This is a genomic window from Streptomyces sp. UF-297 (genome assembly GCF_058245575.1).
Genome location: NZ_JBSIBZ010000008.1, coordinates 47092 through 71257, shown reverse-complemented (window position 1 = coordinate 71257; position 24166 = coordinate 47092). Strand labels below are relative to the sequence as shown.

Here is a 24166-nt window from a genome sequence, read left to right as displayed (position 1 = left end):
TCGATGAACACCGCACGCCGGGTGCCGCATGTGCTGATCCTGGGCGGCACGACCGAGGCCCGCCGCCTCGCGGAGTCCCTGTACGGCCAGGAGAGCGACGGGGACGAGGGGCGCGGGATACGCGTCACCAGTTCTCTGGCCGGACGCGTCGCGGGTCCCAGGCTGCCGCCCGGCGAGAGCCGCATCGGGGGTTTCGGCGGGCCCGAGGGCCTCGCCCACTGGCTCCGCGAGCACGCGGTGGACGCGCTCATCGACGCCACCCATCCTTTCGCCGGCACGATCAGTTTCAACGCGGCGCAGGCCGCCGCCATGGCCCATGTTCCCCTGCTCGCGCTGCGCCGGCCCGGCTGGGTGGCCACGGAGGGGGACAACTGGCACCCGGTCGGCTCCCTGGAGGAGGCCGCCGCGGCCCTCCCGTCCCTGGGCCACCGCGTCTTCCTCACCACCGGCCGCATGGGCCTGGCCGCCTTCGCCGGCCCCGACCTGGCCGACCTCTGGTTCCTCGTCCGCTCCGTCGACGCCCCCGAGCCCCCGCACCCCTCCCGCATGCAGGTCCTTCTGGACCGCGGCCCCTTCACCCTCACCGCCGAGCGCGACCTCCTGCGCCACCACCGCATCGACGTCCTGGTCACCAAGGACAGCGGCGGCGCGGCCACCGCCCCCAAACTGGCCGCGGCCCGCGAACAGGGCCTCCCGGTCGTGGTCGTACGACGGCCCGCGGTCCCCACCGGCATCCCCCTCGCGCCCGACGTACCCTCGGCGGTCGGCTGGCTGCACGACACCCTCGGCCGCGGCTGACGAACGGGATAAGGGGGCGACTCCCTTTGCCCCTACCGGAATCCGGCAGGGGCAGAGGGGGCGGCATGCGACCGGGCTCAGCCCTCCGGGTAGCGGCGCGGCGTCCACACCGCAGTGGTGCCGCCGCCGCGCTGCGTCGTCTCGGTCTGCGAGGAGCCGACCAGCAGGATCGTGCGCATGTCGACCTCGGCGGGGTCCAGGTCCGCGAGCCGTACGGTGCGTACGGACTCCTGCGGGCCGCCCACGTCGCGGGCGAGGACGACCGGGGTGTCGGGGGAGCGGTGTTCCAGGAGGAGTTCGCGGGCCTTGGCCACCTGCCAAGTGCGGGTGCGGGAGCCGGGGTTGTACAGGGCCAGGGCCAGGTCGGCCGAGGCCGCGGCGCGCAGGCGGGTGGCGATGACTTCCCAGGGCTTGAGGCGGTCGGACAGGGAGATGGTGGCGTAGTCGTGGCCGAGGGGGGCGCCGGCGCGGGCGGCGGCGGCGTTGGCGGCCGTCACTCCGGGCAGCACGCGGACCGGGATGTCCCGGTAGGTGTCCTGGCTCGCGACTTCGAGGACGGCGGTGGCCATGGCGAAGATGCCCGGGTCGCCGCCGGAGACGACGGCCACCCGGCGGCCGCGGCGCGCCAGGTCCAGGGCGAACTCGGCGCGTTCGGACTCGACCTTGTTGTCGGAGGAGTGGCGGCGCTGGCCGGGGCGTACGGGGACGCGGTCCACGTAGGTGGCGTAGCCGACCAGGTCGTCGGCGCAGGCGAGGGCGCCGCGGGACTCGGGGGTGAGCCAGAGCGGGCCCGCCGGGCCGGTGCCGACCACCACCACCTCGCCGTGGGCGGGCGCGGGCGGCGGGGTCGCGATCCGGCTGGGGAGCACGGCCACCGCGAAGTACGGCACCGACTCCGGTTCCACATCGGCGAGTTGGCCGGTGCGCTCGCCCGCCATCGTGGCGCGCTCCACGTAGCGGGCCTCCGCCAGGCGCCCGGAGCGCTCCATGGCCCGGCGCACCGTGGGGAAGGTACGGCCGAGCTTCATGACGACGGCCGCGTCGGTGGCGGCCAGCCGCGCGGTCAGCTCCTCCTCGGGGAGGGTGCCGGGCAGGATGGTGAGCACCTCGTCGGCCTCGACCAGCGGCTTGCCGAGCCGGGCCGCCGCGGCGCTCACCGAGGTGACGCCGGGGACCACCTCGGTCGGGTAGCGGTCGGCCAGCCGCTGGTGCATGTGCTGGTAGGAGCCGTAGAAGAGGGGGTCGCCCTCGGAGAGGACGGCGACGGTGCGCCCGGCATCCAGGTGCGCGGCCAGCCGGGCGGCCGCCTCCTCGTAGAAGTCGTCGATGGCGCCGCGGTAGCCGCCGGGGTGGTCGGTGGTCTCTGTGGTGACCGGGTAGACCAGCGCCTCTTCGATGTGGTCGGCGCGGATGTGCTTCTCGGCGATGGAGCGCGCGATGGAGCGCTTGTGCCGGGCGCTGTGGTACGCGATGACATCGGCCTCGGCGATGATCTCGACGGCGCGCAGCGTCATCAGGGAGGGGTCGCCGGGGCCGAGGCCCACGCCGTACAGCCGCCCGGTGTTCTGCTGGTCGTCCCGCTGCTCGCTCATTCCGTCTCGCTCGCGATCGCGTTGATCGCGGCGGCGGCCATCGCGCTGCCGCCGCGCCGCCCGCGGACCACCAAGTGGTCCAGGCCGAGCGGGTGTTGGGCCAGTGCGTCCTTGGACTCCGCGGCGCCGATGAAGCCGACCGGTACGCCGATGACGGCGGCCGGGCGGGGTGCCCCCTCCTCGATCATCTCCAGGAGGCGGAAGAGGGCGGTGGGCGCGTTGCCGACGGCTATGACGGCGCCGTCCATGCGCTCCCGCCACAGTTCGAGGGCGGCGGCGCTGCGGGTGGTGCCCATCTCGGCGGCCAGGCCCGGCACCGAGGGGTCGCTCAGCGTGCAGAGCACGTCGTTGTCGGCGGGCAGCCGCTTGCGGGTGACGCCGCTGGCGACCATCTGCGCGTCGCACAGGATGGGGGCGCCGGCCCGCAGCGCCTTGCGGGCGCGGGCGACGACCTCCGGGGTGTAGCCGAGGTCGCGTACGAGATCGACCATGCCGCAGGCGTGGATCATGCGGACCGCGACCTGGCTGACGTCGGCGGGCAGCCCCGCCAGATCCGCCTCGGCGCGGATGGTGGCAAAGGACTGGCGGTAGATCTCCGCCCCGTCCTTCTCGTAGTCGAACACGGTGCTCTCGCTCATCTCGTCACTGTTGCTGCGCGGTTGTCGCTGTTGTCGCTGTTGTCGCGGCTGTCGCCGCTGTCGTGTGGTGCACGGGTACGGTGCGGGCCGCCGCCACGGCGTCGGTGAGACCGTCCCCGGGCGGGGTCCCGGCGCCCTGGAGTACGTCGGTGGAGGCGGATCCGGTGCGTACGCGGATGTCGTACCCGTCATCCGTCGCGAGCACATCGACCCACTCGCCGCGCGGATGGCCGCAGCGCCGCTCGCAGCCGGAGAAGTAGACCGGGCGTACGCCCCGCGGGCCGCCGGCGGGTGCCGGGCCGCCGGCGGGTGCAGGACCACTGGCGGGTGCAGGACCGCTGGCGGTCCCCACCCCACCGGCCCCCGCGACGACCGCCGCCGCGTCGGCCCGTACGTCGGAGCGGGACTTGGCGCAGCCGGGCCGCCCGGTGCACGCGCCGATCCCGTACCAGGGGGAGGACGGGTCGGTGACCAGCCCGGCGGCCGCCAGTTCCCGCAGCCGGGCGTCGGCCGACTGCGCGGGCAATTCGGGCAGGACCACCCCGCGCCACGGCGTGACGCGCACCTCGCCCGACCCGTCCCGCTCGGCGATGTCCGCCAGCAGCCGCAGCTGGCCGGCGCTCAGCCGCCCGAGCGGCGCCAGTGCGTACAGGGAGCGGCGGCCGTCGGTTCCCTGTACGGCGCCGGGCGCGGGCGCCGGACCGGAGGGAGCGGGCATCGCGGGGACGAGCTCGGCACGGATACCGGTACGGGCCAGGTGTACGGCGACCCCGTGCGCGTCCAGCGCCCGGTCGGCCGGCAGCTCGCGCACCCGCCAGGCCCCCGTACCGCACTCCCGCGCCGCATCGAGAAAGGCCAAAGCCGCCTCCAGAGCGGCCCGCGGCGCCTGCTCACCGGCCACCCGCAGCGCCGCGTGCCCGGCGCCGACGTACACAAGGGCGGCACCCTTCTCCGCCTTCTCTGGCTTCTCCGCATCTGCGACCAAGGTCACATCCGCCCCCAGCGCCGCCACGTCCCCGCGCCCGTCGTCCAGCGCGAACAGGAAGCGCCCGGACAGTCCGGCCGCCTCGGCGCGGGCGCACAGCAGCGCGTCCAGCTCAGCGGCCCATGCCCGTACGGGGGTTGGTGCGCGCCCGTCCAGCCCGGCCAGCGGCGAGGCGAGAATGTTGCGCACCCGCTCGTGCCGCTCGGAGGGCAGCAGCCCGTCCGCGCGCAGGAGTTCCGCCAGCTCGCCGCCGCAGCTCTCGCGCAGCCCGCGCAGCTCGGCGTTGCCCCGCGAGGTCACCGACAGCCGCCCGTCCCCGAGCCGCTCGGCCGCCGCCACCAGCGCCCGTACCTGACGCACTGTCAATTGTCCGGCGGGGAGCCGGAGTCGAGCCAGGTAGCCGTCATCGGCCGAGTGCAGCCGCAGCGCACCGGGGCAGGCGTCACCGCGGTCCCGTATGACGGGTACATCCCGTTTCGGGGATATCGAGGGGGTGGGCGGCATGGCGGCGAGCATACCCACGAAGCCACCCGCCGTCCGTTCCCCGGACACCGTCCACCCGTCTCCCACCATCGGCGCAGCACTTACTATGCAGGTCGGTGGGTCAGCAGACCCGCCGACGCCACGACGGCGCAGGGCCCCAGGGCCCGAGGGAGGAAGCCCGGTGAGAATCCGGCGCGGTCCCGCCACTGTGAGCCCGGCAGCGCACGCCGCCGGGTGAGTCAGGAACTCCCGCCGTCCACACGACCACCCGGGGCGCGGACACCCCGAGGAAGGCCTGCGCACGTGATTCTGTTGCTGTCGACCTCCGACACCGATCTGCTCAGCGCCCGTGCGTCCGGCGGCCCGGTGCCGTACCGGCTCGCCAACCCCGCCCGCCTCGAACTCGACGAGCTGCCGGCGCTCCTGGACGGCACCGACCTGGTCGTGGTCCGTCTGCTGGGCGGCATCCGCGCCTGGCAGGAGGGCCTGGACCTGCTGCTCGCCGAGGACCAGCACCGCCCGGTGGTCGTGCTGACCGGCGAACAGGCCCCCGACGCCCAGCTCATGGAGCAGTCCACGGTCCCCGTCGGCCTCGCCGCCGAGGCGCACGCCTACCTGGCGCACGGCGGCCCCGCCAACCTGGAGCAGCTGGCCCGCTTCCTGTCCGACACGGTCCTGCTCACCGGCCACGGCTTCGAGCCGCCCGCGCCCGCCCCCACCTGGGGACACCTCCAGCGCACGGCCCGCAACGACGTGAGCGGCCCCACCGTCGCCGTGCTCTACTACCGCGCCCACCACATGAGCGGCAACACCGGCTTCGTGGACGCCCTGTGCGGGCAGATCGAGGAAGCGGGCGGGCGGCCCCTGCCGCTGTTCGTCGCCTCGCTGCGCGCGCCCGAGCCCGAGCTGATCGACGAGCTGCGGGCCGCCGACGCGATCGTGACCACCGTGCTGGCCGCGGGCGGCACCAAGCCCGCCGAGGCGAGCGCCGGCGGCGACGACGAGTCCTGGGACGCGGGCGCGCTGGCCGCCCTCGACGTCCCCGTCCTCCAGGCACTGTGCCTGACCGGGCCGCGCAGCGCCTGGGAGGAGAACGACGAGGGCCTCTCCCCGCTGGACGCCGCCAGCCAGGTCGCCGTGCCCGAGTTCGACGGCCGCCTGATCACCGTCCCGTTCTCCTTCAAGGAGGTCGACGAGGACGGCCTGCCGGTGTACGTCGCCGACCCCGAGCGCGCCGCCCGGGTCGCCGGAATCGCCGTACGCCACGCCCGCCTGCGCCACATCCCGGCCGCCGACAAGCGGCTCGCGCTGGTGCTGTCCGCGTACCCCACCAAGCACTCCCGCATCGGCAACGCGGTCGGCCTGGACACCCCGGCCTCCGCCGTCGAACTGCTGCGCCGCCTCCAAGCCGAGGGCTACGACTTCGGCGACGAGCCCGTCCCCGGCCTGGAGTCCGGCGACGGCGACGAGCTGATCTACGCGCTGATCGAGGCCGGCGGCCACGACCAGGAGTGGCTCACCGAGGAGCAGCTGGCCCGCAACCCGGTCCGCATCCCGGCCGCCGACTACAAGCGCTGGTACGCCACCCTCCCCGCCGAGCTGCGCGAGCAGGTCGAGGAGCACTGGGGCCCCGCGCCCGGCGAGATGTTCCTCGACCGCAGCCGCACTGCCGAAGGCGACCCTGACGGCGACATCGTCCTGGCGGCCCTGCGCCGCGGCAACCTCCTCATCCTCATCCAGCCGCCGCGCGGCTTCGGCGAGAACCCGATCGCGATCTACCACGACCCCGATCTGCCGCCCTCGCACCACTACTTGGCGGCCTACCGCTGGATCGCCGCCTCCGCGGAGGACGGCGGCTTCGGCGCGGACGCCATGGTCCACCTGGGCAAGCACGGCAACCTGGAATGGCTGCCCGGCAAGAACGCCGGGCTCTCCGCCGCCTGCGGCCCGGACGCCGCCCTCGGCGACCTCCCCCTGATCTACCCCTTCCTGGTCAACGACCCCGGCGAGGGCACCCAGGCCAAGCGCCGGGTGCACGCCACGCTCGTCGACCACCTCGTCCCGCCGATGGCCCGCGCCGATTCGTACGGCGACATCGCGCGCCTGGAGCAGCTGCTGGACGAGTACGCGGCCATCTCCTCCATGGACCCGGCCAAGCTGCCCGCCATCCGCGCGCAGATCTGGACCCTGATCCAGGCCGCCAAGCTCGACCACGACCTCGGCCTCGAAGACCGCCCGGACGACGACGGGTTCGACGACTTCCTCCTGCACGTCGACGGCTGGCTGTGCGAGGTCAAGGACGCCCAGATCCGCGACGGTCTGCACGTGCTCGGCGGCGCGCCGACCGGCGAGGCCCGGGTCAACCTGGTGCTGTCCATCCTGCGCGCCCGCCAGATCTGGGGCGGCACCTCCGCCCTGCCCGGCCTGCGCGAGGCACTCGGCCTGGACGAGTCCGCCGCCACCCGCACCACCGCCGACGAGGCCGAGGCCACGGCCCGCGCCCTGGTCCAGGCGATGGAGGACGCCGACTGGTCCGTGGAGGCCGTACCCACCGACCACGGCCCGCAGGTCGCGGACATCCTCCGCTTCGCCGCCGAGCAGGTCGTACCGCGCCTGGCCGCCACCACCGACGAACTCGACCACGCCGTCCACGCGTTGAACGGCGGCTTCGTCCCCGCGGGCCCCTCCGGCTCCCCGCTCCGCGGCCTGGTCAACGTCCTGCCGACCGGCCGCAACTTCTACTCCGTCGACCCCAAGGCCGTCCCCTCCCGCCTGGCCTGGGAGACCGGCCAGGCCCTCGCCGACTCCCTGCTGACGCGCTACCGCACCGACAACGGCGACTGGCCGCGGTCGGTGGGCCTGTCGCTGTGGGGTACGAGCGCGATGCGCACCAGCGGCGACGATGTCGCCGAGGCGCTCGCCCTCCTGGGAATCCGCCCCGTCTGGGACGACGCCTCCCGCCGCGTCAACGGCCTGGAGCCCATCGGGCTCGCCGAGCTGGGCCGCCCCCGCATCGACGTCACGCTGCGCATCTCCGGCTTCTTCCGCGACGCCTTCCCGCACGTCATCGGCCTGCTGGACGACGCGGTGCGGCTCGCCGCCTCCCTGGACGAGCCCGCCGAGGACAACTTCGTCCGCGCCCACGCCCAGGCCGACCTCGCCGAGCACGGCGACGAACGCCGCGCCACCACCCGCATCTTCGGCTCCCGCCCGGGGACGTACGGCGCGGGCCTGCTCCAGCTCATCGACTCCCGCGACTGGCGCACCGACGCCGACCTCGCCGAGGTCTACACGGTCTGGGGCGGCTACGCCTACGGCCGCGGCCTCGAAGGGCGCCCGGCCCGCGGCGAGATGGAGACCGCGTACAAGCGCATCGCGGTCGCCGCCAAGAACACCGACACCCGCGAGCACGACATCGCGGACTCCGACGACTACTTCCAGTACCACGGCGGCATGGTGGCCACCGTCAAGGCGCTCAAGGGCAAGGCCCCCGAGGCGTACATCGGCGACTCCACCCGCCCCGAGACGGTCCGCACCCGCACCCTGGTCGAGGAGACCTCCCGGGTCTTCCGCGCCCGGGTCGTCAACCCCCGCTGGATCGAGGCGATGCGCCGCCACGGCTACAAGGGCGCCTTCGAACTCGCCGCCACCGTGGACTACTTGTTCGGCTACGACGCCACCACCGGCGTGGTCGCCGACTGGATGTACGACAAGCTCGCGCAGACCTACGTGCTGGACCCGGAGAACCGCGCCTTCCTCCAGGAGGCCAACCCCTGGGCCCTGCACGGCATCGCCGAGCGCCTCCTGGAGGCCGAGTCCCGCGGCATGTGGGAGAAGCCGGACGCCGAGACCCTGGCGGCCCTGCGCCAGGCCTTCCTGGAGACCGAGGGAGACCTCGAAGGCGGCGCGGACGGCGAGAGCTGAGCGGGCGGCGGGCGGCCGGTGTACCCGTTGCGCCGGCCGCCCGTCGACATGACTCCCGGCCACCGGCCGGAAGGGCCGAACGGTCCGCCTCGAAGGCACCCCTTCAGGCCCGTTCCGCACCCCGCGCACCAGAGGTCATGAAGTGCGCAAGTGGGGCCGAGCGATCCGCGCCGTAGTGGCTGTGGCGGCATGTGGTGGTGTGGGCGGCCGGGCGGCGCCCTGATGGTGGAACAGCGCCTTCAGGCGCCCCGTCAGCAGCGCTGGCCCACCGCATGAGAGGAAGCCTCACCCATGGCTCTCGTCCCGGTACGTCCCGGCATCTACAAGATCCACGCCCACATCATCGGCCCGTCCACCCTGGTGACCGCGACCGAGCATGCCCTCAAGCACGGCGCCCCCGTCATCACCGACCGGATGAACCCGCTGCCCATCGAGCAGGACTGGATCATCGAGCCCACCGAGAACGTCCCCGGTGCGCCGTACGTGATCCGCCTCGCCCACCACGAGGCAGCGGGCATCGTGCTCCACGAGGACAAGCTCTATGTGAACTCCCTACCGCGCACCGAGTGGGCGAAGTTCACCTTCGAGCGGGTCCTCGGCGGCGTCAAGATCCTGTCGGACAAGGGCCTCGCCTGGCGTTCCGGCCACCGCGGCGCGCAGATCGTCGTCGTCCCGCCGAAGCCGGAGTTCCAGGAGACCTTCACCCTGGAGTTCGTCAGCCCCCTCAACGAGGAGTAACACGGGCACGCCTCACCACGGCGGCCGATACGCCGCCCCCCCCAGCCCCAGGGCCGGTACACCGGCGCTGGGGCTTCTCTTGTTCCCGCCGGCCGCGTGAGTTGGATCACTCCATTCCGTCTTGAATGCTTGTGGGCGTGTGAATAGCATTCGAAACGGGAAGGTAAAGTCGGCGCAAAGCGGGCGTGGGGGTGCAACGGTGGGTCGGGGGTGACCTGCCGTTCTTTCGATGCCCCTATTATTCGGCCGTACCGCTCCTGGACTTCGCCTGCCTGCCGACCGCACGTGAAAGCTGGGGGAAGTTGTGCATGTTCTGGTGGCGGAGGCCGACGAGGGAGAGAGTCGTGGCCTGGCGCAGCGGCTGCAGCGCAATGGATATACCGTTCTCGAAGCGGCTACCGGAAGCCGGGCCCTGGAGGTCTACGGCAATGTCGATCTGATACTGCTGGACCTGGAATTGCCCGATATTGACGGCCTGGAGGTCTGCCGTACCATTCGGTCCGTCTGTGACACTCCCTTGATTGCGCTGACCGAGGGACGTTCGGAAATCGACAGGGTCCTGGGTCTGCAGGCAGGTGCGGACGACTGCCTGGACAAGCCGTACGGATTCCGGGAACTGCTCGCCCGCATGGACGCGGTGCTGCGGCGTGTGAAACCGCGCCGGGAAGAAGCCGTGCCGCACCTCATTTCGCTGGGCCCGCTGCGAATCGACGCGGTCTCCCGCGAGGTCCGGCTGCGCGGCGAATTGATCGAAATGACCCGCAAGGAATTCGACCTGCTTTATCACCTGGCCAGTCATCCCGGCGAGATCACCTCGCGCGAGCAGCTGATGGCCGAGGTCTGGGACGTGCCGGAGGCGCACAACCTCGACATGCGGGCGAGCCGCACGATCGACACCCATGTCAGCGCGCTGCGCAGCAAACTGGGCGCCGGAAGCTGGATCACCACCATTCGCGGCGTCGGCTTCCGCTTCTGCCTCACCTGACCGTTCCGCTTGAGGGCTGTGGGCCCGCCGCTCACCGGCCGGGGCACAGCCCTGTGCTGTTCGCGGGGCAGTTGCGGCGCGGGTCAGAACCGGTGGGTCCGCCGCTCGCTCAGGGACCGCGAGACATCGGCCTCGTGGTAGTAGGTGCGGCCCGCGTGGCTGCGCCGCCGCCAGGTCTGCTCGCTGGCCAGCCGGTAGACGCTGCCCGGGGCGATACCCCACAGCCGGGAGATGTCCGCCGCCGACAGCCAGGTCGGCGCGGCCGTCCCCGTGGCGGCACTGATCTTGCCACGCACCCGCTGGCCCAGGCGTACCCACTCGTAGCCGGTCCACCGGTGGGCCGGCTGGGCGTCGCACCGGATGTCGGAGTCGCCGGCCGAGGCCTCGGAGCGCATCAGGGCGTGCAGGGTGCCGGCGCAGCCCGCCTCGGGGCAGGAACCGACGGTGATCCGCCGGTGGCCGGCCGGCTCGGTGATCCGCCGGGCCGCGCGCACCAGCCGTGCCAGCTCCACCGAGGCGTCGTCGGCGGCGATGTGCCGGCTCAGCCAGTGCACATGCCGGTACAGGAAGGCGGCCATGTCGCGGGCGGTACGGGCGGGCGGCGACACGCTCCGGGCCTGGGCCACCAGGCCCGCCCAGGAGCCCAGCACCTTCAGGACGGTGCCGCGGGCGTCGGCGGCCGAGGAGTTGAAGGGCATCCCCGGCAGGGGGCCTCCGGAAGTGCGCTGCCAGGGCCCGTCCGCCGTTCTGCCGCCGCCCAGTACCTCACCGCAGGCGTCGTACAGGCCGGGCAGCCGCCGGAGGTCCTCGGCCAGCTGTCGCTGGCAGCGCGGGCAGAGCTGCAGGCCCGGGGGCAGCGGCTGTTCGGGCTGCCCGGCCTCGTTCCGTCGCAGACAGCCAGCGCCCTTGCAGAGCAAGGGACGCGCCTGGGTGGAAACCCGTTCCTGCGTCATGCCTCGTGTACCCCCATCGAGTCGCGCGTACTTCTGTTCCGTCGGCAATCGGCCAATGGTGAGCAGCGCCGTTCGAAGGTAACAGACCTGCGTTTCCCCTCCGTTTTAAAATTCTCTGACGTTCCTCTGTAGTTCCCTTTAAAGAGCGGACTTGACTTTTACTCGGCTTCCGAAGAAGCTCTTCGGTAGCTTCAGCAGAACTGTCTCGGTCGATTGCAGCTTCCCGGACGGTTTGATCCTGCTGGCGACTCCTCCGCTTTCCCCGGCCGTTCTTCCGGGTGTGAAGGCGCTATTTCTTGCTAGCCGCTCGGGAGAATCGCGTGGATGCTTCAGTGGTTATTGTCGGTGCGGGTCCTGCCGGACTCATGCTGGCCGGAGAATTGCGGCTCTCGGGCGTTGACGTCACCGTTATCGATCGTCTTCCCGAGCGCACCGGGGAATCTCGGGGGCTGGGGTTTACGGCACGTACCATGGAGGTTTTCGACCAGCGCGGACTGATGTCGCGGTTCGGTGACATAGAAACGAGTAACCAGGGGCACTTCGGCGGTCTGCCACTGGACTTCGATGTGCTCGACGGGGCCCGCGCCGCCAAAATGATTCCGCAGTCCGGTACCGAATCCGTACTGGAGGGCTGGGCCCGCGATCTCGGGGCGGACATCCGGCGCGGTGTCGAGCTCGTCTCGCTGCGCGACGAGGGCACGGAAGGGGACGGCGTCGAGATCGAGGTGCGGGGCCCCCAGGGGCAGGAGACGCTGCGGACCTCCTACCTGGTGGGATGTGACGGCGGCCGGAGCGCTGTGCGCAAGGCCGCCGGATTCGACTTCCCCGGCACCGCGGCGACCATGGAGATGTACCTCGCCGACATCCGCGGGGTCGATCTCGAGCCCCGCATGATCGGCCAGACCGTGCCCGGAGGCATGGTGATGGTCGGGAAGATGGGCGACGGCATCACCCGCATCATCGTCTGCGAGCGCGGCACCCCGCGCCGCCGCCGCACCGGTCCGCCACCCTTCCGCGAGGTCGCGGCGGCCTGGCAGCGGCTGACCGGCATCGACATCGCGCACGCCGAACCGGTGTGGGTCAGCGCCTTCGGGGACGCCACCCGGCAGGTGACCGAGTACCGGCGCGGCCGGGTGCTGCTGGCCGGCGACGCGGCGCACATCCATCTGCCGGCCGGCGGCCAGGGCATGAACACCAGCATCCAGGACTCGGTGAACCTCGGCTGGAAGCTGGCGGCCGTGGTCCGTGGCACCGTCGGCGAGGCGCTGCTGGACACCTACCACGACGAGCGCCACCCGGTCGGTCAGCGGCTGCTGACCAACACCCGTGCGCAGGGCCTGCTCTTCCTCAGCGGCGAGGAGGTCCAGCCGCTGCGCGACGTGCTGAGCGAGCTGCTGGTGTACCCGGAGGTCGCCCGTCATCTGGTCGGCATGGTCTCGGGGCTGGAGATCCGCTACGACGTCGGAGGCGGCAGCCACCCGCTGCTCGGCCTGCGCATGCCGCGCCTGGAACTGGTCGCCCAGGACCGAAAGACCAGCACCACCGAACTGCTGCACAGCGGCCGGGGTCTGCTGCTCGACCTCGAGGACAACGCCCACCTGCGGCGCAGGGCCTCCGGCTGGCTCGACCGGATCGACCTCGTCACCGCCGCCCCGCACGGAGCCGGCGCGGACGGCCCGTTGGCGGGTACGGCCGCCGTGCTCGTACGTCCCGACGGCCACGTCGCCTGGGCGGCACCCGGCAGCCTTCACGACCTTCCCATGGCCATGCACCGCTGGTTCGGCCCCGCCCGCTAGGGCGCCCCGGCGGACGAAAGGGGGAAAGATGCACAGCACGCTGATCATTGCCCGGATCGGGTCCGGAGCCGAGCGCGAAGTGGCGCGGATCTTCGGCGAGTTCGACTCCACGGAGATGCCGCACCTGATGGGCACCCGAAGGCGCGAGCTCTTCGTGCACCACGACCTGTACTTCCATCTGCAGCACTTCGACTCCGCCGACGGCGGCGAGCGCATCGAGCGGGCGCGCACGGACGACCGGTTCATCGCCGTCAGCGCCGATCTCAAGCCCTACATCGAGGCGTACGACCCGGCCACCTGGCGCTCGCCCGCCGACGCGATGGGGCGCAGCTTCCACCGCTGGGACGGCGGGGCGCCGGGCCCGGTGCACAGCGTGCTCGACGCATACCGGATGGTGCCCGGTGCCGAGGACGAAGTGAGCGCGCTGCACGAGAAGGTGGAACGCGCCGTACCCACGGGACACACCGGCGTCAGACGCAGGGAGCTGTTCGCCTTCCACGACCTGTGCGTCCGGATCCAGCACATCGACGCGCAAGCCGCCGAAGCCGGTGCCGCCGCGCCGACGAACGACGACGCGGGCATCGACGCCCTGACCCCCTACCGGCCGGCCGACGGGCGGCCGGCGGCCGGCGCACGGGCCCGTCGCTTCTACCACTGGAGCGCCAAGTGACCGCACGACGCGTAGCGATCACCGGCATCGGGGTCACCGCGCCGGGCGGCGTGGGCGCCAAGGCCTTCTGGCAGCAGCTCACCGACGGCCGTACGGCCACCCGTCGCATCTCCCTGTTCGACCCCTCCCCGTTCCGCTCACAGATCGCCGCCGAGGTCGACTTCGACGCCGAACTGCTCGGGCTGGGCCCGCAGGAGACGCGGCGGATGGACCGGGCCGCGCAGTTCGCGGTGGTCACCGCCCGCGAGGCGGTGGCCGACAGCGGGATCGACTGCGCCGCGCTGGACCCGCACCGCATCGCGGTGACGATCGGTACGGCGGTCGGCGCGTCGATGGGGCTGGACCGCGAGTACCGCACGGTCAGCGACGGCGGCTGCCTCGACCTGGTCGACCACACCTACGCGGTACCGCACCTGTACGACTACTTCGTGCCCTCGTCCTTCGCGGCCGAGGTCGCCTGGGCGGTGGGCGCCGAGGGCCCCACGTCGGTGATCTCCACGGGCTGCACCTCGGGCCTGGACTCGATCGGCCAGGCCGTCGACCTGATCAGGGAGAACTCCGCCGATGTCGTGATCGCCGGTGCCACCGACGCCCCGATCACCCCGATCACCGTGGCCTGCTTCGACGCGATCAAGGCGACCTCGCCGCGCAACGACGACGCCGAGCACGCCTCGCGCCCCTTCGACGCCACCCGCAACGGGTTCGTGCTGGGCGAGGGGTCGGCGGTGCTCGTACTGGAGGAGCTGGGCGCGGCGCGCCGCCGCGGTGCCCACGTCTACGCGGAGATCTCCGGCTACGCCACGCGCTGCAACGCGTACCACATGACGGGACTGCGCTCGGACGGCCGGGAGATGGCCGAGGCCATCGGCGTCGCCCTCGCCGAGGCACACCTGGCGCCCGAAGCGGTGGACTACGTCAACGCACACGGCTCGGGCACCCCGCAGAACGACCGGCACGAGACCGCCGCCTTCAAGCGCGCGCTGGGCGAGCACGCCTACCGGGTGCCGGTCAGCTCCATCAAGTCGATGGTCGGGCACTCCTTGGGAGCCATCGGCTCCATCGAGATCGCCGCGTGCGCCCTGGCCATGGACCACAACGTCGTACCCCCCACGGCCAATCTGCACCACCCCGACCCGGAGTGCGACCTGGACTACGTGCCGCTGAACGCGCGCGAGGTGCGCACCGACGCCGTGCTGTCGGTCGGTAGCGGGTTCGGTGGATTCCAGAGCGCCATGGTGCTCACCCGTCCCGAGAGGAACGCCGCATGACCGGGGCAACCGGCGCCGACGGGCGCCGCGTCAGGAGCGTGGTCACCGGACTGGGTGTCGTCGCCCCCAACGGCCTCGGCCTGGAGGAGTACTGGAGCGCCGTGTGCAACGGCGTCAGCGGGATCGGGCGCGTCACACGCTTCGACCCCGCGCAGTACCCATCCCGACTGGCAGGCGAGATCACGGAGTTCGACGCCGCCGAGCACCTTCCGGGCAGGCTGCTGCCGCAGACCGACCGGATGACCCGGCTCGCCCTGGTGGCCGCCGACTGGGCCTTCCTCGACGCGGCCGTACGCACCGGCGACCTGCCGGAGTTCGACATGGGTGTGGTCACCGCCAGTTCCTCGGGCGGATACGAGTTCGGCCAGCGCGAGCTCCAGGCGCTGTGGAGCAAGGGCGGCCAGTACGTCAGCGCCTACCAGTCCTTCGCCTGGTTCTACGCCGTCAACAGCGGCCAGATCTCCATCCGCAACGGCCTGCGCGGCCCCGGCGGCGTCGTCGTCAGCGACCAGGCCGGCGGGCTGGACGCCGTCGCGCACGCCCGGCGGCAGATCCGCAAGGGCACCCGCCTGGTGATCTCCGGCGCGGTCGACGCCTCGATCTGCTCCTGGGGCTGGGTCGCGCAGATGGCCGGCGGCCGGCTGAGCACCACGGACGACCCGGCGCTGGCCTACCTGCCCTTCGACGAGCGGGCCGGCGGCCAGGTACCGGGCGAGGGCGGCGCGCTGCTGATCATGGAGGACGCCGACAGCGCCCGCGAACGGGGTACGCCGCACATCTATGGCGAGATCGCCGGATACGGCGCCACCTTCGACCCACGGCCCGGCAGCGGACGGGAGCCCGGACTGCGGCGCGCCGTCGAACTGGCCCTGGCGGACGCCGGGACCGACCCCGGCGAGATCGATGTCGTCTTCGCGGACGCCGCCGCTGTGCCGGAGCTGGACCGGATCGAGGCCGAGGCGATCGGCAAGGTCTTCGGCCCCCGGGCGGTGCCGGTGACCGCACCCAAGACGATGACCGGGCGGCTGTACTCGGGCGCTGCGCCGCTGGACCTGGCCACGGCCTTCCTGGCCATCCGCGACGGTCTGATCCCGCCCTCCGTCCACACCCGGCCCTCCGGTGAGTACGAGATCGACCTGGTGGTGGACGGGCCGCGCAGCACCCCGGTGCGCTGCGCCCTGGTCCTGGCCCGCGGCTACGGAGGCTTCAACTCCGCGATGGTCGTACGGGCTTGAGTCCCGGAACGCGCCGGCACCCGTGACGTCCACGCCTCTCAGTCCCAGACACTCTCAACCCCTAAGGACCGACATGTCCGCTGAGCAGTTCACCATCGACGACCTCAAGCGCATCCTGCGCGAGGGCGCCGGCGCCGACGAGGGCGTCGATCTGGACGGCGACATCCTCGACCGCGACTTCGAATCGCTGGGCTACGAGTCGCTCGCGCTGCTGGAGACCGGCAACCGCATCGAGCGCGAGTACGGCCTGACCATCGAGGACTCCGCACTGGCCAAGGACACCACACCGCGCGGGCTGGTCGAGTCCGTCAACGCGCGTCTGGCGTCCGAGCGCGCCGCGAGCTGAGCCGAACCACCCACCGGGAGAAGGACATGACGGAACACACCTCGAAGGTCGCCCTGGTCTCCGGCGCGACCAGCGGCATCGGGCTGGCCTGCGTCAGGACGCTGGCCGCTCAGGGGTACCGGGTCTTCCTGTGCGCCCGTACCGCGGACGCCGTGGAACGGACCGTGAAGGAGCTGCGCGAGGAGGGCCTGGACGTGGACGGCACGGTGTGCGACGTCCGCGACCCCGAGGCGGTACGCGGCGTGGTCGAGCAGGCGGTACGGCGTTTCGGCCCCATCGACGTGCTGGTCAACAACGCGGGCCGCAGCGGCGGCGGACGCACCGCGGAGATCGCCGACGAGCTCTGGTTCGACGTCATCAACACCAACCTCAACAGCGTCTTCCTGATGACCCGCGAGGTGCTCAACGCCGGTGGAATGAGCGCCAAGAGCAGCGGGCGGATCATCAACATCGCCTCCACGGCGGGCAAGCAGGGCGTCGTCCTGGGCGCGCCCTACTCCGCCTCCAAGCACGGCGTGGTCGGCTTCACCAAGGCGCTCGGCAACGAGCTGGCCCCGACCGGCATCACCGTCAACGCGGTGTGCCCCGGCTATGTCGAGACGCCGATGGCCGAGCGCGTACGGCAGGGTTACGCGGCCGCGTACGGCACCACGGAGAGCGCCGTTCTGGAGAAGTTCCAGGCCAAGATCCCGCTCGGCCGCTACTCCACGCCCGAGGAGGTCGCCGGGCTGGTGGGTTACCTGGCCTCCGACACCGCCGCGTCCATCACCGCGCAGGCCCTCAACGTCTGCGGCGGACTGGGCAACTTCTGACCTCGCCGTCGCCAAGGAGATGAGCATGACCCAGCAGACCGCCCGCGAGACCGAGCACGAGATCACCGTTCGTGCCGCCGCCACCGAGGTCTACCGGCTGATCGCCGAGGTGGAGAACTGGCCCGTCCTGTTTCCGCCGACAGTCCACGTCGAGCACGTCGAGCGCGACGGAGCACAGGAGCGCATACGGATCTGGGCCACTGCCAACGGCCAGGCCAAGAACTGGACTTCGCGCCGCACCCTGGACGCGGCGGCGCTGCGCATCGACTTCCGCCAGGAGGTGTCCACGCCGCCGGTGGCCTCCATGGGCGGCGCGTGGATCATCGAGCCGGCGGGCGAGGACCACTGCCGCGTGCGGCTGCTGCACGACTACCGTGCCGTGGACGACGACCCGGCGGGCCTGGAGTGGATCGACCGGGCCGTGGACCGCAACAGCCGCTCCGAGCTGGCCGCGCTCAAGGCCAATGCGGAGCGGGCCCTCGGCGCCACGGAGCTCGCCTCGACCTTCGAGGACAGCCTGCGTATCAACGGCGCGGCCAAGGACGTCTACGACTTCCTCAACGAGGCCCAGCTGTGGACCGACCGGCTGCCGCACGTGTCCGCCGTCGACCTGGCGGAGGACACCCCCGGCATCCAGACGCTGCGGATGGAGACCCTGACCAAGGACGGCTCCGCGCACACCACGGAGTCGGTGCGCGTGTGTTTCCCGCACGAGAAGATCGTCTACAAGCAGACCACGCTTCCCGCGCTGATGACCCTGCACACCGGCAGCTGGCTGCTCCAGGAGGACGCCGACGGGATCACCACCGCGACCTCCCGGCACACCGTCGTGATCAACACGGAGAACATCGCGCGAGTGCTGGGCGCGGACGCCGGCATCCCCGAGGCCCGCGAGTTCTTGCGCACCGCCCTGGGCGGCAACAGCCTGGCCACCCTGCGCCATGCGGCGCAGTACGCGCAAGCGCGGCGCTGAGCGATGGAACCCGCGCTGGACACCGACGTCATCGTCGTCGGCGCAGGACCCGTCGGCCTGCTGCTCGCCGGCCAACTGAGGCGGGACGGCGCCCGGGTGACCGTCCTGGAGCGGCTGTCGCGCCCCTCCACCGCGTCCCGGGCCTCCACCCTGCACGCGCGGACCATGGAGATCCTGGACGAGGCGGGCCTCCTGGACCGGCTGGGACCGCCGCCGCGCGGCGGGGCCGGGCACTTCGGCGGCATTCCGCTGGACCTGACCGCCGCCCAGGACAGTGACCACCGTGGACTGTGGAAGGTTCCGCAGACCCGTCTGGAGGCCGTGCTGGAGCAGTGGGCGACGGGACTGGGCGTCCGGCTGTGCCGGGGCCGCGAGGTCACCGCCCTGGCCGAGGGGCCCGGCCGGGTCACGGTCACCTCCCTCGGCGCCGACAAGGACCGCAGGGAGCTGACCGCCCGCCACCTCGTCGGCTGCGACGGCGAGCACAGCGCCGTACGCAGGCTGCACGGCTTCGACTTCCCCGGCACCGACGCCACCAGGGAACTGCTCAGGGCCGACGTCGAGGGCATCGACGTACCCGACCGGCGCTTCGAGCGGCATCCCGAAGGGCTGGCCATCGCCTCCCGGGGGCCGGACGGCCGCACCAGGATCATGGTGCACGAGTACGGCCGTGGGCCCCGACAGCGCACCGGCGAGGCGCAGTTCGCGGAGGTCGTCGAGGCCTGGGCGCGGGTCACGGGCGAGGACATCGGCTCCGGAACCCCGGTGTGGGTCAACGCCTTCGACGACACCTGCCGCCAGGTGAGCGCATACCGGCGCGGCCGGGTGCTGCTGGCCGGGGACGCCGCGCACATCCAGCTGCCGGTCGGCGGCCAGGCTCTCAACCTCGGCCTGCAGGACGCGGCCGCCCTGGCGCCCCGGCTCGCCGCGTGCGCCACCGGCCGGGCCGCGCCCGAGCTGCTGGACGGATACCACGCCGAGCGGCACCCCGTCGGCGCCCGTGTGCTCACCAACATCCGGGCCCAGGCCCGGCTCCTGCTGGGCGGCCCCGACACCGAACCGCTGCGCACCGTCTTCGGCGAACTGCTCCAGCACCCGCCGGTGCAACGGCACGTGGCCGCCATGATCAGCGGCCTGGACACCCCGCGCCCCCCGCACACCCCGCCCGGCGCGGCACACACCACCACGGACAGGAGGACCACCATGGGCCGTCTCACCGGCAGGACAGCGCTCGTCACCGGATCCAGCCGCGGCATCGGACGGGCCACCGCGGTACGGCTGGCGCGCGAGGGCGCTCTGGTCGCGGTGCACTACGCCACCAACGCGCAGGAGGCCGACGAGACCGTCGCCACGGTCGAGAAGGAGGGCGGCCGGGCCTTCGCGGTCCAGGCGGAGCTGGGTGTGCCCGGCGACGTCCACCAGCTCTTCCTCGGGCTGGAGGCGGGGCTGAAGGAACGCACCGGCACGACCACTTTGGACATCCTGGTCAACAACGCCGGAGTGATGGGCGGGGTGGCGCCCGAGGAGGTGACCCCGGAGCAGTTCGACCGTCTGATGGCCGTCAACGCAAGGGCGCCGTTCTTCATCGTCCAGCGCGCGCTGAAGAACATCCCCGACGGCGGACGCATCATCAACATCTCCTCAGGACTCACCCGCTTCGCCAACCCCCAGGAAGTGGCGTACGCGATGACCAAGGGCGCGATCGAGCAGATCGCCCTGCACTACGCCAAGCACCTGGGCCCGCGCCGCATCACCGTCAACAGCGTGGCGCCGGGCATCACCGACAACGGCGGCCCCGTCTTCGACATCCCCGAGGCCGTCGAGCAGATGGCTCAGCTGTCCGCCTTCCAGCGGGTGGGGGAGGCGGGAGACGTGGCCGACGTGGTCACCTTCCTGGCCACGGACGAGGCCCGCTGGATCACCGGGGCGTTCATCGACGCCAGCGGTGGCACCCTCCTCGGCTGAGCGGCGGCACCCGTCATGACCGCGCTCGGGGCCTTCGCGCCCGCGCGGCGGCGGGACACACGGCTGTGGGTCCTGCTGCTCGTGCTGGCCGGGAACATGCTCATCGACGCCCTGGAGGTGTCGGTGGTGCTGGTCGCGCTGCCCACCATCAGCGGCGACATGGGCCTGTCCCTGTGGACCGCCCAGTGGCTGCTGACCGGCTTCGCGCTCGGCTTCGCCGCTCTGCTGCTCCTGGGCCCGAGGATCACCGGTCGCTGGGGGCGGCGCCCGGTCTACTTGGCCGCCATGGCCGTCTTCGTCCTGGCGTCGGTGGCCGGAGCGCTGGCCGAGGACGCCGGGCTGCTGATCGCCACCCGGGTCCTCAAGGGGGCCTGTGCCGCACTGACCGCGCCCACCGGGCTGGCCATCATCGCCACCGCGTTCCCCGCGGGGCCCGAGCAGCGGCGCGCGGTATCGGTCTACTCCCTGTTCGGCACCGCCGGGTTCACCGCAGGGGTGCTGCTCGCAGGGGCACTGTCCGGCGCGAGCTGGCGGTGGACCTTCGCCCTGCCGGCGGCGGTGGCCTGCGTACTGCTCGTACTGGCCATCCGGTACGTACCGCGCGAGGGGCGGGACGGATCCGCAGGGCGCGGTGCCGCCCGGTTCCCGGCCCGGCCCGCGCTGCCGGGCAATGGCCCTCTGCTGCGCTCCGCCCTGGGCGCGGCAACCCTGAACGGCACCTATCTGGCGGTGCTGTTGATGACGGTGTTCGAGCTGAGTGCCCGGCAGGGCTGGAGCCCCTGGCAGTGCGCGCTGGCCCTTCTGCCGGCCTGCCTGCCGCCGGCGCTGGCGGCCCCCTTCGCCGCACGGATGGTGGCGCGCTTCGGCACGGCCCGGCTGATCGCGGCCGGAGCGGTGGCCGCGCTCACCGGCTACGCCCTGCTGCTCCGCCAGGAGCGGCCGGACGGCTACCTCACCGGCGTCCTGCCGACGCTTTCGCTGGTCGGCGCCGCCTTTGTGCTGTCCTTCGCCGCCCTGAACACGCAGGCGTTCTCCGAAGTGCCGCAGGAGCGGCGGGCCGTGGCCGTGCCGCTCTACCAGTGCGGCGTCCAACTCGGGGCGGTGTGCGGCCTGTTGGCGGTGAGCACGGCACTCACCCATGGCGTCCACCGCACCGCGGCGCTGATCGTCGTCGCACTCGGAGCGCTCGGCGCCGCCGTGGCCCTCACCGGCCTGCGGTCCCGGCGTCCCCAGGGCGGGTGAACCGCCCACGGGCCCACGGGCCCGCGTACACGAACCGGAGCACGTATGACCGACCTTCCCTCTGCACCGCCCGCCCGCCTCGGCGTGATCGTGGCGAGCGTGCGCAACGGCCGCTTCGCCCCGAACGTCGCGCAGTGGTTCCTGCGGCAGACGGCCGGCCACGGCCTCTTCGAGGCCGACCTGATCGACCTGCGCGAGGAGGAACTGTCCCTGGTCATGCCCGACCACGGCCAGGGCCCCGACCCCAGGACACAGCGGGCACTGGACCGGCTGTCCCCTCGGCTCGCCGCCGCGCGGGCCTTCGTCGTCGTCACTCCCGAGTACAACCACAGCTTCCCCGCCTCTCTGAAGAACGCCGTCGACTGGCACTTCGAGGAGTGGCAGGCCAAGCCGGTCGGCTTCGTCAGCTACGGCGGCATCTCCGGCGGGCTGCGCGCGGTCGAGCAGTTGCGGCAGGTCTTCGCCGAACTGCACGCGGTCACCACCAGGGACACGGTCAGCTTCCGCTTTCCCGACGACCTGGACGCCACCGACGGCGGCCTGCGCAGCTCGGACGCCGCGCAGCGAGCCGCCAAGACCATGCTCGACCAGCTCGACTGGTGGTCCACGGCGCTGAACGAGGCCCGCGCCAAACGCCCGTATCCGATGTGAGGAGAGAATCTTCATGAAGGCTCTGGTGTTGTCGGGAGGCGCGGGAACCCGCTTGCGTCCCTTCAGCTATTCCATGTCAAAACAGCTCATCCCCATCGCCAACAAGCCCGTTCTGGAACACGTGCTGGACAACATCCGCGCGCTGGGCGTCACCGAGATCGGCATCATCGTCGGGGACTGGGCCACGGAGATCTCCGACATCGTGGGGGACGGCAGCCGCTTCGGCGCCCGCATCACCTACCTCCGGCAGGACAGCCCCCGAGGACTGGCCCACTGCGTGGCCATCGCACGGGACTTCCTGGGCGAGGAGGACTTCGTGATGTACCTCGGCGACAACATGCTGCCCGCCGGAGTGGCCGATATCGCCCAGGAGTTCACCGCGCGCCGTCCCGCGGCTCATGTCGTGGTGCAGCCGGTGGCCGACCCGCGTGCCTTCGGGGTCGCCGAGACCCTCCCCGACGGGAGCGTGACGCGCCTGGTGGAGAAGCCCGAAGTCCCCAGCAGCGACCTCGCACTGGTGGGCGTCTACTTCTTCACCGCCGCCATCCACCGCGCGGTCGAGGCGATCGAGCCGAGCGCCCGCGGCGAGCTGGAGATCACCGACGCCATCCAGTGGCTGGTCGACCGGGGCGCCGGCGTCAGGGCCACGGAGTACCGCGGCTACTGGAAGGACACCGGCCGGGTCGAGGACGTCCTGGAGTGCAACCAGCAGCTCCTGGACGAGCTGGAGCCCTCCGTCGCGGGCGATGTCCAGGAGGGCTGTGTCCTGACGGGACAGGTCGTGGTCGAGGCCGGGGCCCGGGTGGTGCGCAGCCGCATCGAGGGGCCGGCGATCATCGGCGCGGGCACCGTCGTCGAGGACAGCCAGATCGGCCCGTACGTCTCCATCGGCAGGGACTGCGTGCTGCGCGGCACCCAGCTGACCCACTCCATCACCCTGGACGGCGCATCCGTCTCCCAGGTCAGCGGGCTGCATCGGTCGGTGATCGGCCGGTTCGCCATCGTCGGTTCCGCGGGCACCGGGCCGCACCGGCTGGTCGTCGGCGACCACACCCGCGTGGAGGTCGTGGCATGAGACTCCTGGTCACCGGCGCCGCCGGCTTCATCGGGTCGCACTACGTACGCACCCTGCTCGACGGCGGCTACCCCGGCTACGAGGACGCCCGCGTCACCGTCCTGGACAAGCTCACCTATGCGGGCAACCGCGCCAACCTCCCCGCGGCCCACCCCCGAATGGAGTTCGTGCACGGTGATGTGTGCGACCCCGCTCTCGTACGGGACCTGCTGCCGGGCCACGACGCGGTGGTGCACTTCGCCGCCGAGTCGCACGTGGACCGCTCGGTCGCCTCCGGGGCCGACTTCGTCATCACCAACGTCAGCGGCACCCAGAACCTCCTGGAAAGCTGTCTGCACAGCGGTGTGGAGCGGTTCGTGCACGTCTCCACCGACGAGGTGTACGGGTCCATCGACCAGGGCTCGTGGACCGAGAGCCGGCCGCTGGAGCCCAACTCGCCCTACGCCGCGTCCAAGGCCGCCTCCGACCTGGTCAGCCGGGCCTACTGGAAGACCCACGGCCTGAACGTCTCGATCACCCGCTGCTCCAACAACTACGGCCCCTATCAGCACCCGGAAAAGCTCATCCCGCGCTTCATCACCAACCTGCTGGAGGGCGAACCGCTCCCGCTGTACGGGGACGGGCTCAACCGACGCGAGTGGCTGCACGTCGACGACCACTGCCGGGCGGTGCAGTTGGTGCTGACGGGCGGCCGGGCCGGCGAAATCTACAACGTGGGCGGCGGCGACGAGCAGACCAATCTCGGCATCACCGAACAGCTGCTGACTCTGCTGGATGCGCCGACGACGATGGTGCGCTACGTCCAGGACCGCAAGGGACACGACCGGCGCTACGCCCTGGACGACTCCAAGGTGCGCCAGGAGCTGGGCTACGCCCCGCGGATGGCCTTTACGAGCGGCCTGGCCGAGACGGTCGCCTGGTACCGCGACAACACCGACTGGTGGAAGGCCGCCAAATACCGGGCGGCATAGCCGAGTCCGGCACCCAGGTCCGGGGCGGCCCGCCCCCGCGTACCAGTGATCACGAGAGGAACGACA

20 protein-coding genes, 1 pseudogene and 1 riboswitch are annotated in these 24166 nt (G+C 72.1%); of the genes and pseudogenes, 17 read left to right on the top strand and 4 right to left on the bottom strand.

The features are described from left to right. Window positions 1-3: 3 nt before the first annotated feature. Window positions 4-798 (top strand): cobalt-precorrin-6A reductase, encoded by a 795-nt coding sequence (locus AC4IJH_RS07370; RefSeq protein WP_490850725.1) that lies wholly within the window; start codon window positions 4-6, stop codon window positions 796-798. A 77-nt stretch (window positions 799-875) separates the two neighbouring features. Here the strand turns inward: AC4IJH_RS07370 and AC4IJH_RS07365 are convergent, their stop codons facing one another. Genes AC4IJH_RS07365 through AC4IJH_RS07355 form a run of 3 tightly spaced genes read right to left on the bottom strand, consistent with a single transcriptional unit; the run spans window position 876 to window position 4517 of the window. Further along, complete coding sequence (locus AC4IJH_RS07365; protein WP_490850724.1) at window positions 876-2390, bottom strand: precorrin-2 C(20)-methyltransferase; 1515 nt, start codon at window positions 2388-2390, stop codon at window positions 876-878. After that, window positions 2387-3013, bottom strand: a complete 627-nt coding sequence (locus AC4IJH_RS07360; protein WP_490850794.1) for a precorrin-8X methylmutase — start codon at window positions 3011-3013, stop codon at window positions 2387-2389. Before AC4IJH_RS07360 ends, AC4IJH_RS07365 begins: the two co-directional genes overlap by 4 nt. A gap of 19 nt (window positions 3014-3032) precedes the next feature. Then, window positions 3033-4517 carry a ferredoxin-like domain-containing protein gene (locus tag AC4IJH_RS07355; protein ID WP_490850723.1) on the bottom strand — a complete coding sequence of 495 codons (1485 nt, stop codon included), beginning with the start codon at window positions 4515-4517 and terminating at the stop codon, window positions 3033-3035. A gap of 149 nt (window positions 4518-4666) precedes the next feature. Further along, window positions 4667-4745: riboswitch (cobalamin riboswitch) on the top strand. Between the two features lie 54 nt (window positions 4746-4799). Here AC4IJH_RS07355 and cobN point away from each other — a divergent pair. The 3 genes from cobN (at window position 4800) to AC4IJH_RS07340 (ending at window position 10143) form a co-directional block, all read left to right on the top strand. Next, window positions 4800-8420: a cobaltochelatase subunit CobN gene (gene cobN / locus AC4IJH_RS07350; protein ID WP_490850722.1), complete on the top strand. Its 3621-nt coding sequence runs from the start codon at window positions 4800-4802 to the stop codon at window positions 8418-8420. Window positions 8421-8711: 291 nt separating this feature from the next. Further along, window positions 8712-9158, top strand: a complete 447-nt coding sequence (locus tag AC4IJH_RS07345; RefSeq protein WP_490850721.1) for a hypothetical protein — start codon at window positions 8712-8714, stop codon at window positions 9156-9158. 304 nt (window positions 9159-9462) lie between these two features. Then, entirely contained in the window at window positions 9463-10143 is a 681-nt protein-coding gene (locus AC4IJH_RS07340) for a response regulator transcription factor (protein ID WP_490850720.1), read from the top strand. An 83-nt stretch (window positions 10144-10226) separates the two neighbouring features. Here AC4IJH_RS07340 and AC4IJH_RS07335 read toward each other — a convergent pair whose 3' ends face one another. Then, the gene (locus AC4IJH_RS07335) at window positions 10227-11096 is read right to left on the bottom strand and encodes a hypothetical protein (RefSeq protein WP_490850719.1); all 870 of its coding nucleotides are present in this window, start codon (window positions 11094-11096) and stop codon (window positions 10227-10229) included. A gap of 320 nt (window positions 11097-11416) precedes the next feature. Between AC4IJH_RS07335 and AC4IJH_RS07330 the strand changes: the two genes are divergently transcribed. From AC4IJH_RS07330 to rfbB, 13 genes and pseudogenes are all read left to right on the top strand, one after another. After that, window positions 11417-12892, top strand: a complete 1476-nt coding sequence (locus AC4IJH_RS07330) for an FAD-dependent monooxygenase (protein ID WP_490850718.1) — start codon at window positions 11417-11419, stop codon at window positions 12890-12892. Window positions 12893-12920: 28 nt separating this feature from the next. After that, window positions 12921-13244 (top strand): annotated as a pseudogene (locus tag AC4IJH_RS07325) (TcmI family type II polyketide cyclase); the annotation flags it as partial. Between the two features lie 39 nt (window positions 13245-13283). Beyond that, window positions 13284-13562 carry a TcmI family type II polyketide cyclase gene (locus AC4IJH_RS07320; protein WP_490850793.1) on the top strand — a complete coding sequence of 93 codons (279 nt, stop codon included), beginning with the start codon at window positions 13284-13286 and terminating at the stop codon, window positions 13560-13562. Continuing rightward, the gene (locus tag AC4IJH_RS07315; protein WP_490850717.1) at window positions 13559-14830 is read left to right on the top strand and encodes a beta-ketoacyl-[acyl-carrier-protein] synthase family protein; all 1272 of its coding nucleotides are present in this window, start codon (window positions 13559-13561) and stop codon (window positions 14828-14830) included. The genes AC4IJH_RS07320 and AC4IJH_RS07315 overlap by 4 nt, the downstream gene beginning before the upstream one ends. Beyond that, window positions 14827-16065, top strand: coding sequence for a ketosynthase chain-length factor (locus AC4IJH_RS07310; protein WP_490850716.1), 1239 nt, complete (start codon window positions 14827-14829; stop codon window positions 16063-16065). Before AC4IJH_RS07315 ends, AC4IJH_RS07310 begins: the two co-directional genes overlap by 4 nt. A gap of 73 nt (window positions 16066-16138) precedes the next feature. Then, complete coding sequence (locus AC4IJH_RS07305; protein WP_490850715.1) at window positions 16139-16411, top strand: acyl carrier protein; 273 nt, start codon at window positions 16139-16141, stop codon at window positions 16409-16411. A 26-nt stretch (window positions 16412-16437) separates the two neighbouring features. Beyond that, the gene (gene fabG / locus AC4IJH_RS07300) at window positions 16438-17223 is read left to right on the top strand and encodes a 3-oxoacyl-ACP reductase FabG (RefSeq protein ID WP_490850714.1); all 786 of its coding nucleotides are present in this window, start codon (window positions 16438-16440) and stop codon (window positions 17221-17223) included. Between the two features lie 25 nt (window positions 17224-17248). Beyond that, the gene (locus tag AC4IJH_RS07295; protein ID WP_490850713.1) at window positions 17249-18196 is read left to right on the top strand and encodes an aromatase/cyclase; all 948 of its coding nucleotides are present in this window, start codon (window positions 17249-17251) and stop codon (window positions 18194-18196) included. A 3-nt stretch (window positions 18197-18199) separates the two neighbouring features. Then, on the top strand, window positions 18200-20161 hold the full coding sequence (locus tag AC4IJH_RS07290) for an SDR family oxidoreductase (protein ID WP_490850712.1): 1962 nt from the start codon (window positions 18200-18202) through the stop codon (window positions 20159-20161). Between the two features lie 15 nt (window positions 20162-20176). Beyond that, entirely contained in the window at window positions 20177-21403 is a 1227-nt protein-coding gene (locus AC4IJH_RS07285; RefSeq protein WP_490850711.1) for an MFS transporter, read from the top strand. Window positions 21404-21448: 45 nt separating this feature from the next. Then, the gene (locus tag AC4IJH_RS07280) at window positions 21449-22054 is read left to right on the top strand and encodes an NADPH-dependent FMN reductase (protein WP_490850710.1); all 606 of its coding nucleotides are present in this window, start codon (window positions 21449-21451) and stop codon (window positions 22052-22054) included. Between the two features lie 13 nt (window positions 22055-22067). Then, window positions 22068-23129 carry a glucose-1-phosphate thymidylyltransferase gene (locus AC4IJH_RS07275; RefSeq protein ID WP_490850709.1) on the top strand — a complete coding sequence of 354 codons (1062 nt, stop codon included), beginning with the start codon at window positions 22068-22070 and terminating at the stop codon, window positions 23127-23129. Beyond that, window positions 23126-24100 (top strand): dTDP-glucose 4,6-dehydratase, encoded by a 975-nt coding sequence (gene rfbB / locus AC4IJH_RS07270; RefSeq protein WP_490850708.1) that lies wholly within the window; start codon window positions 23126-23128, stop codon window positions 24098-24100. Before AC4IJH_RS07275 ends, rfbB begins: the two co-directional genes overlap by 4 nt. Window positions 24101-24166 lie beyond the last annotated feature (66 nt).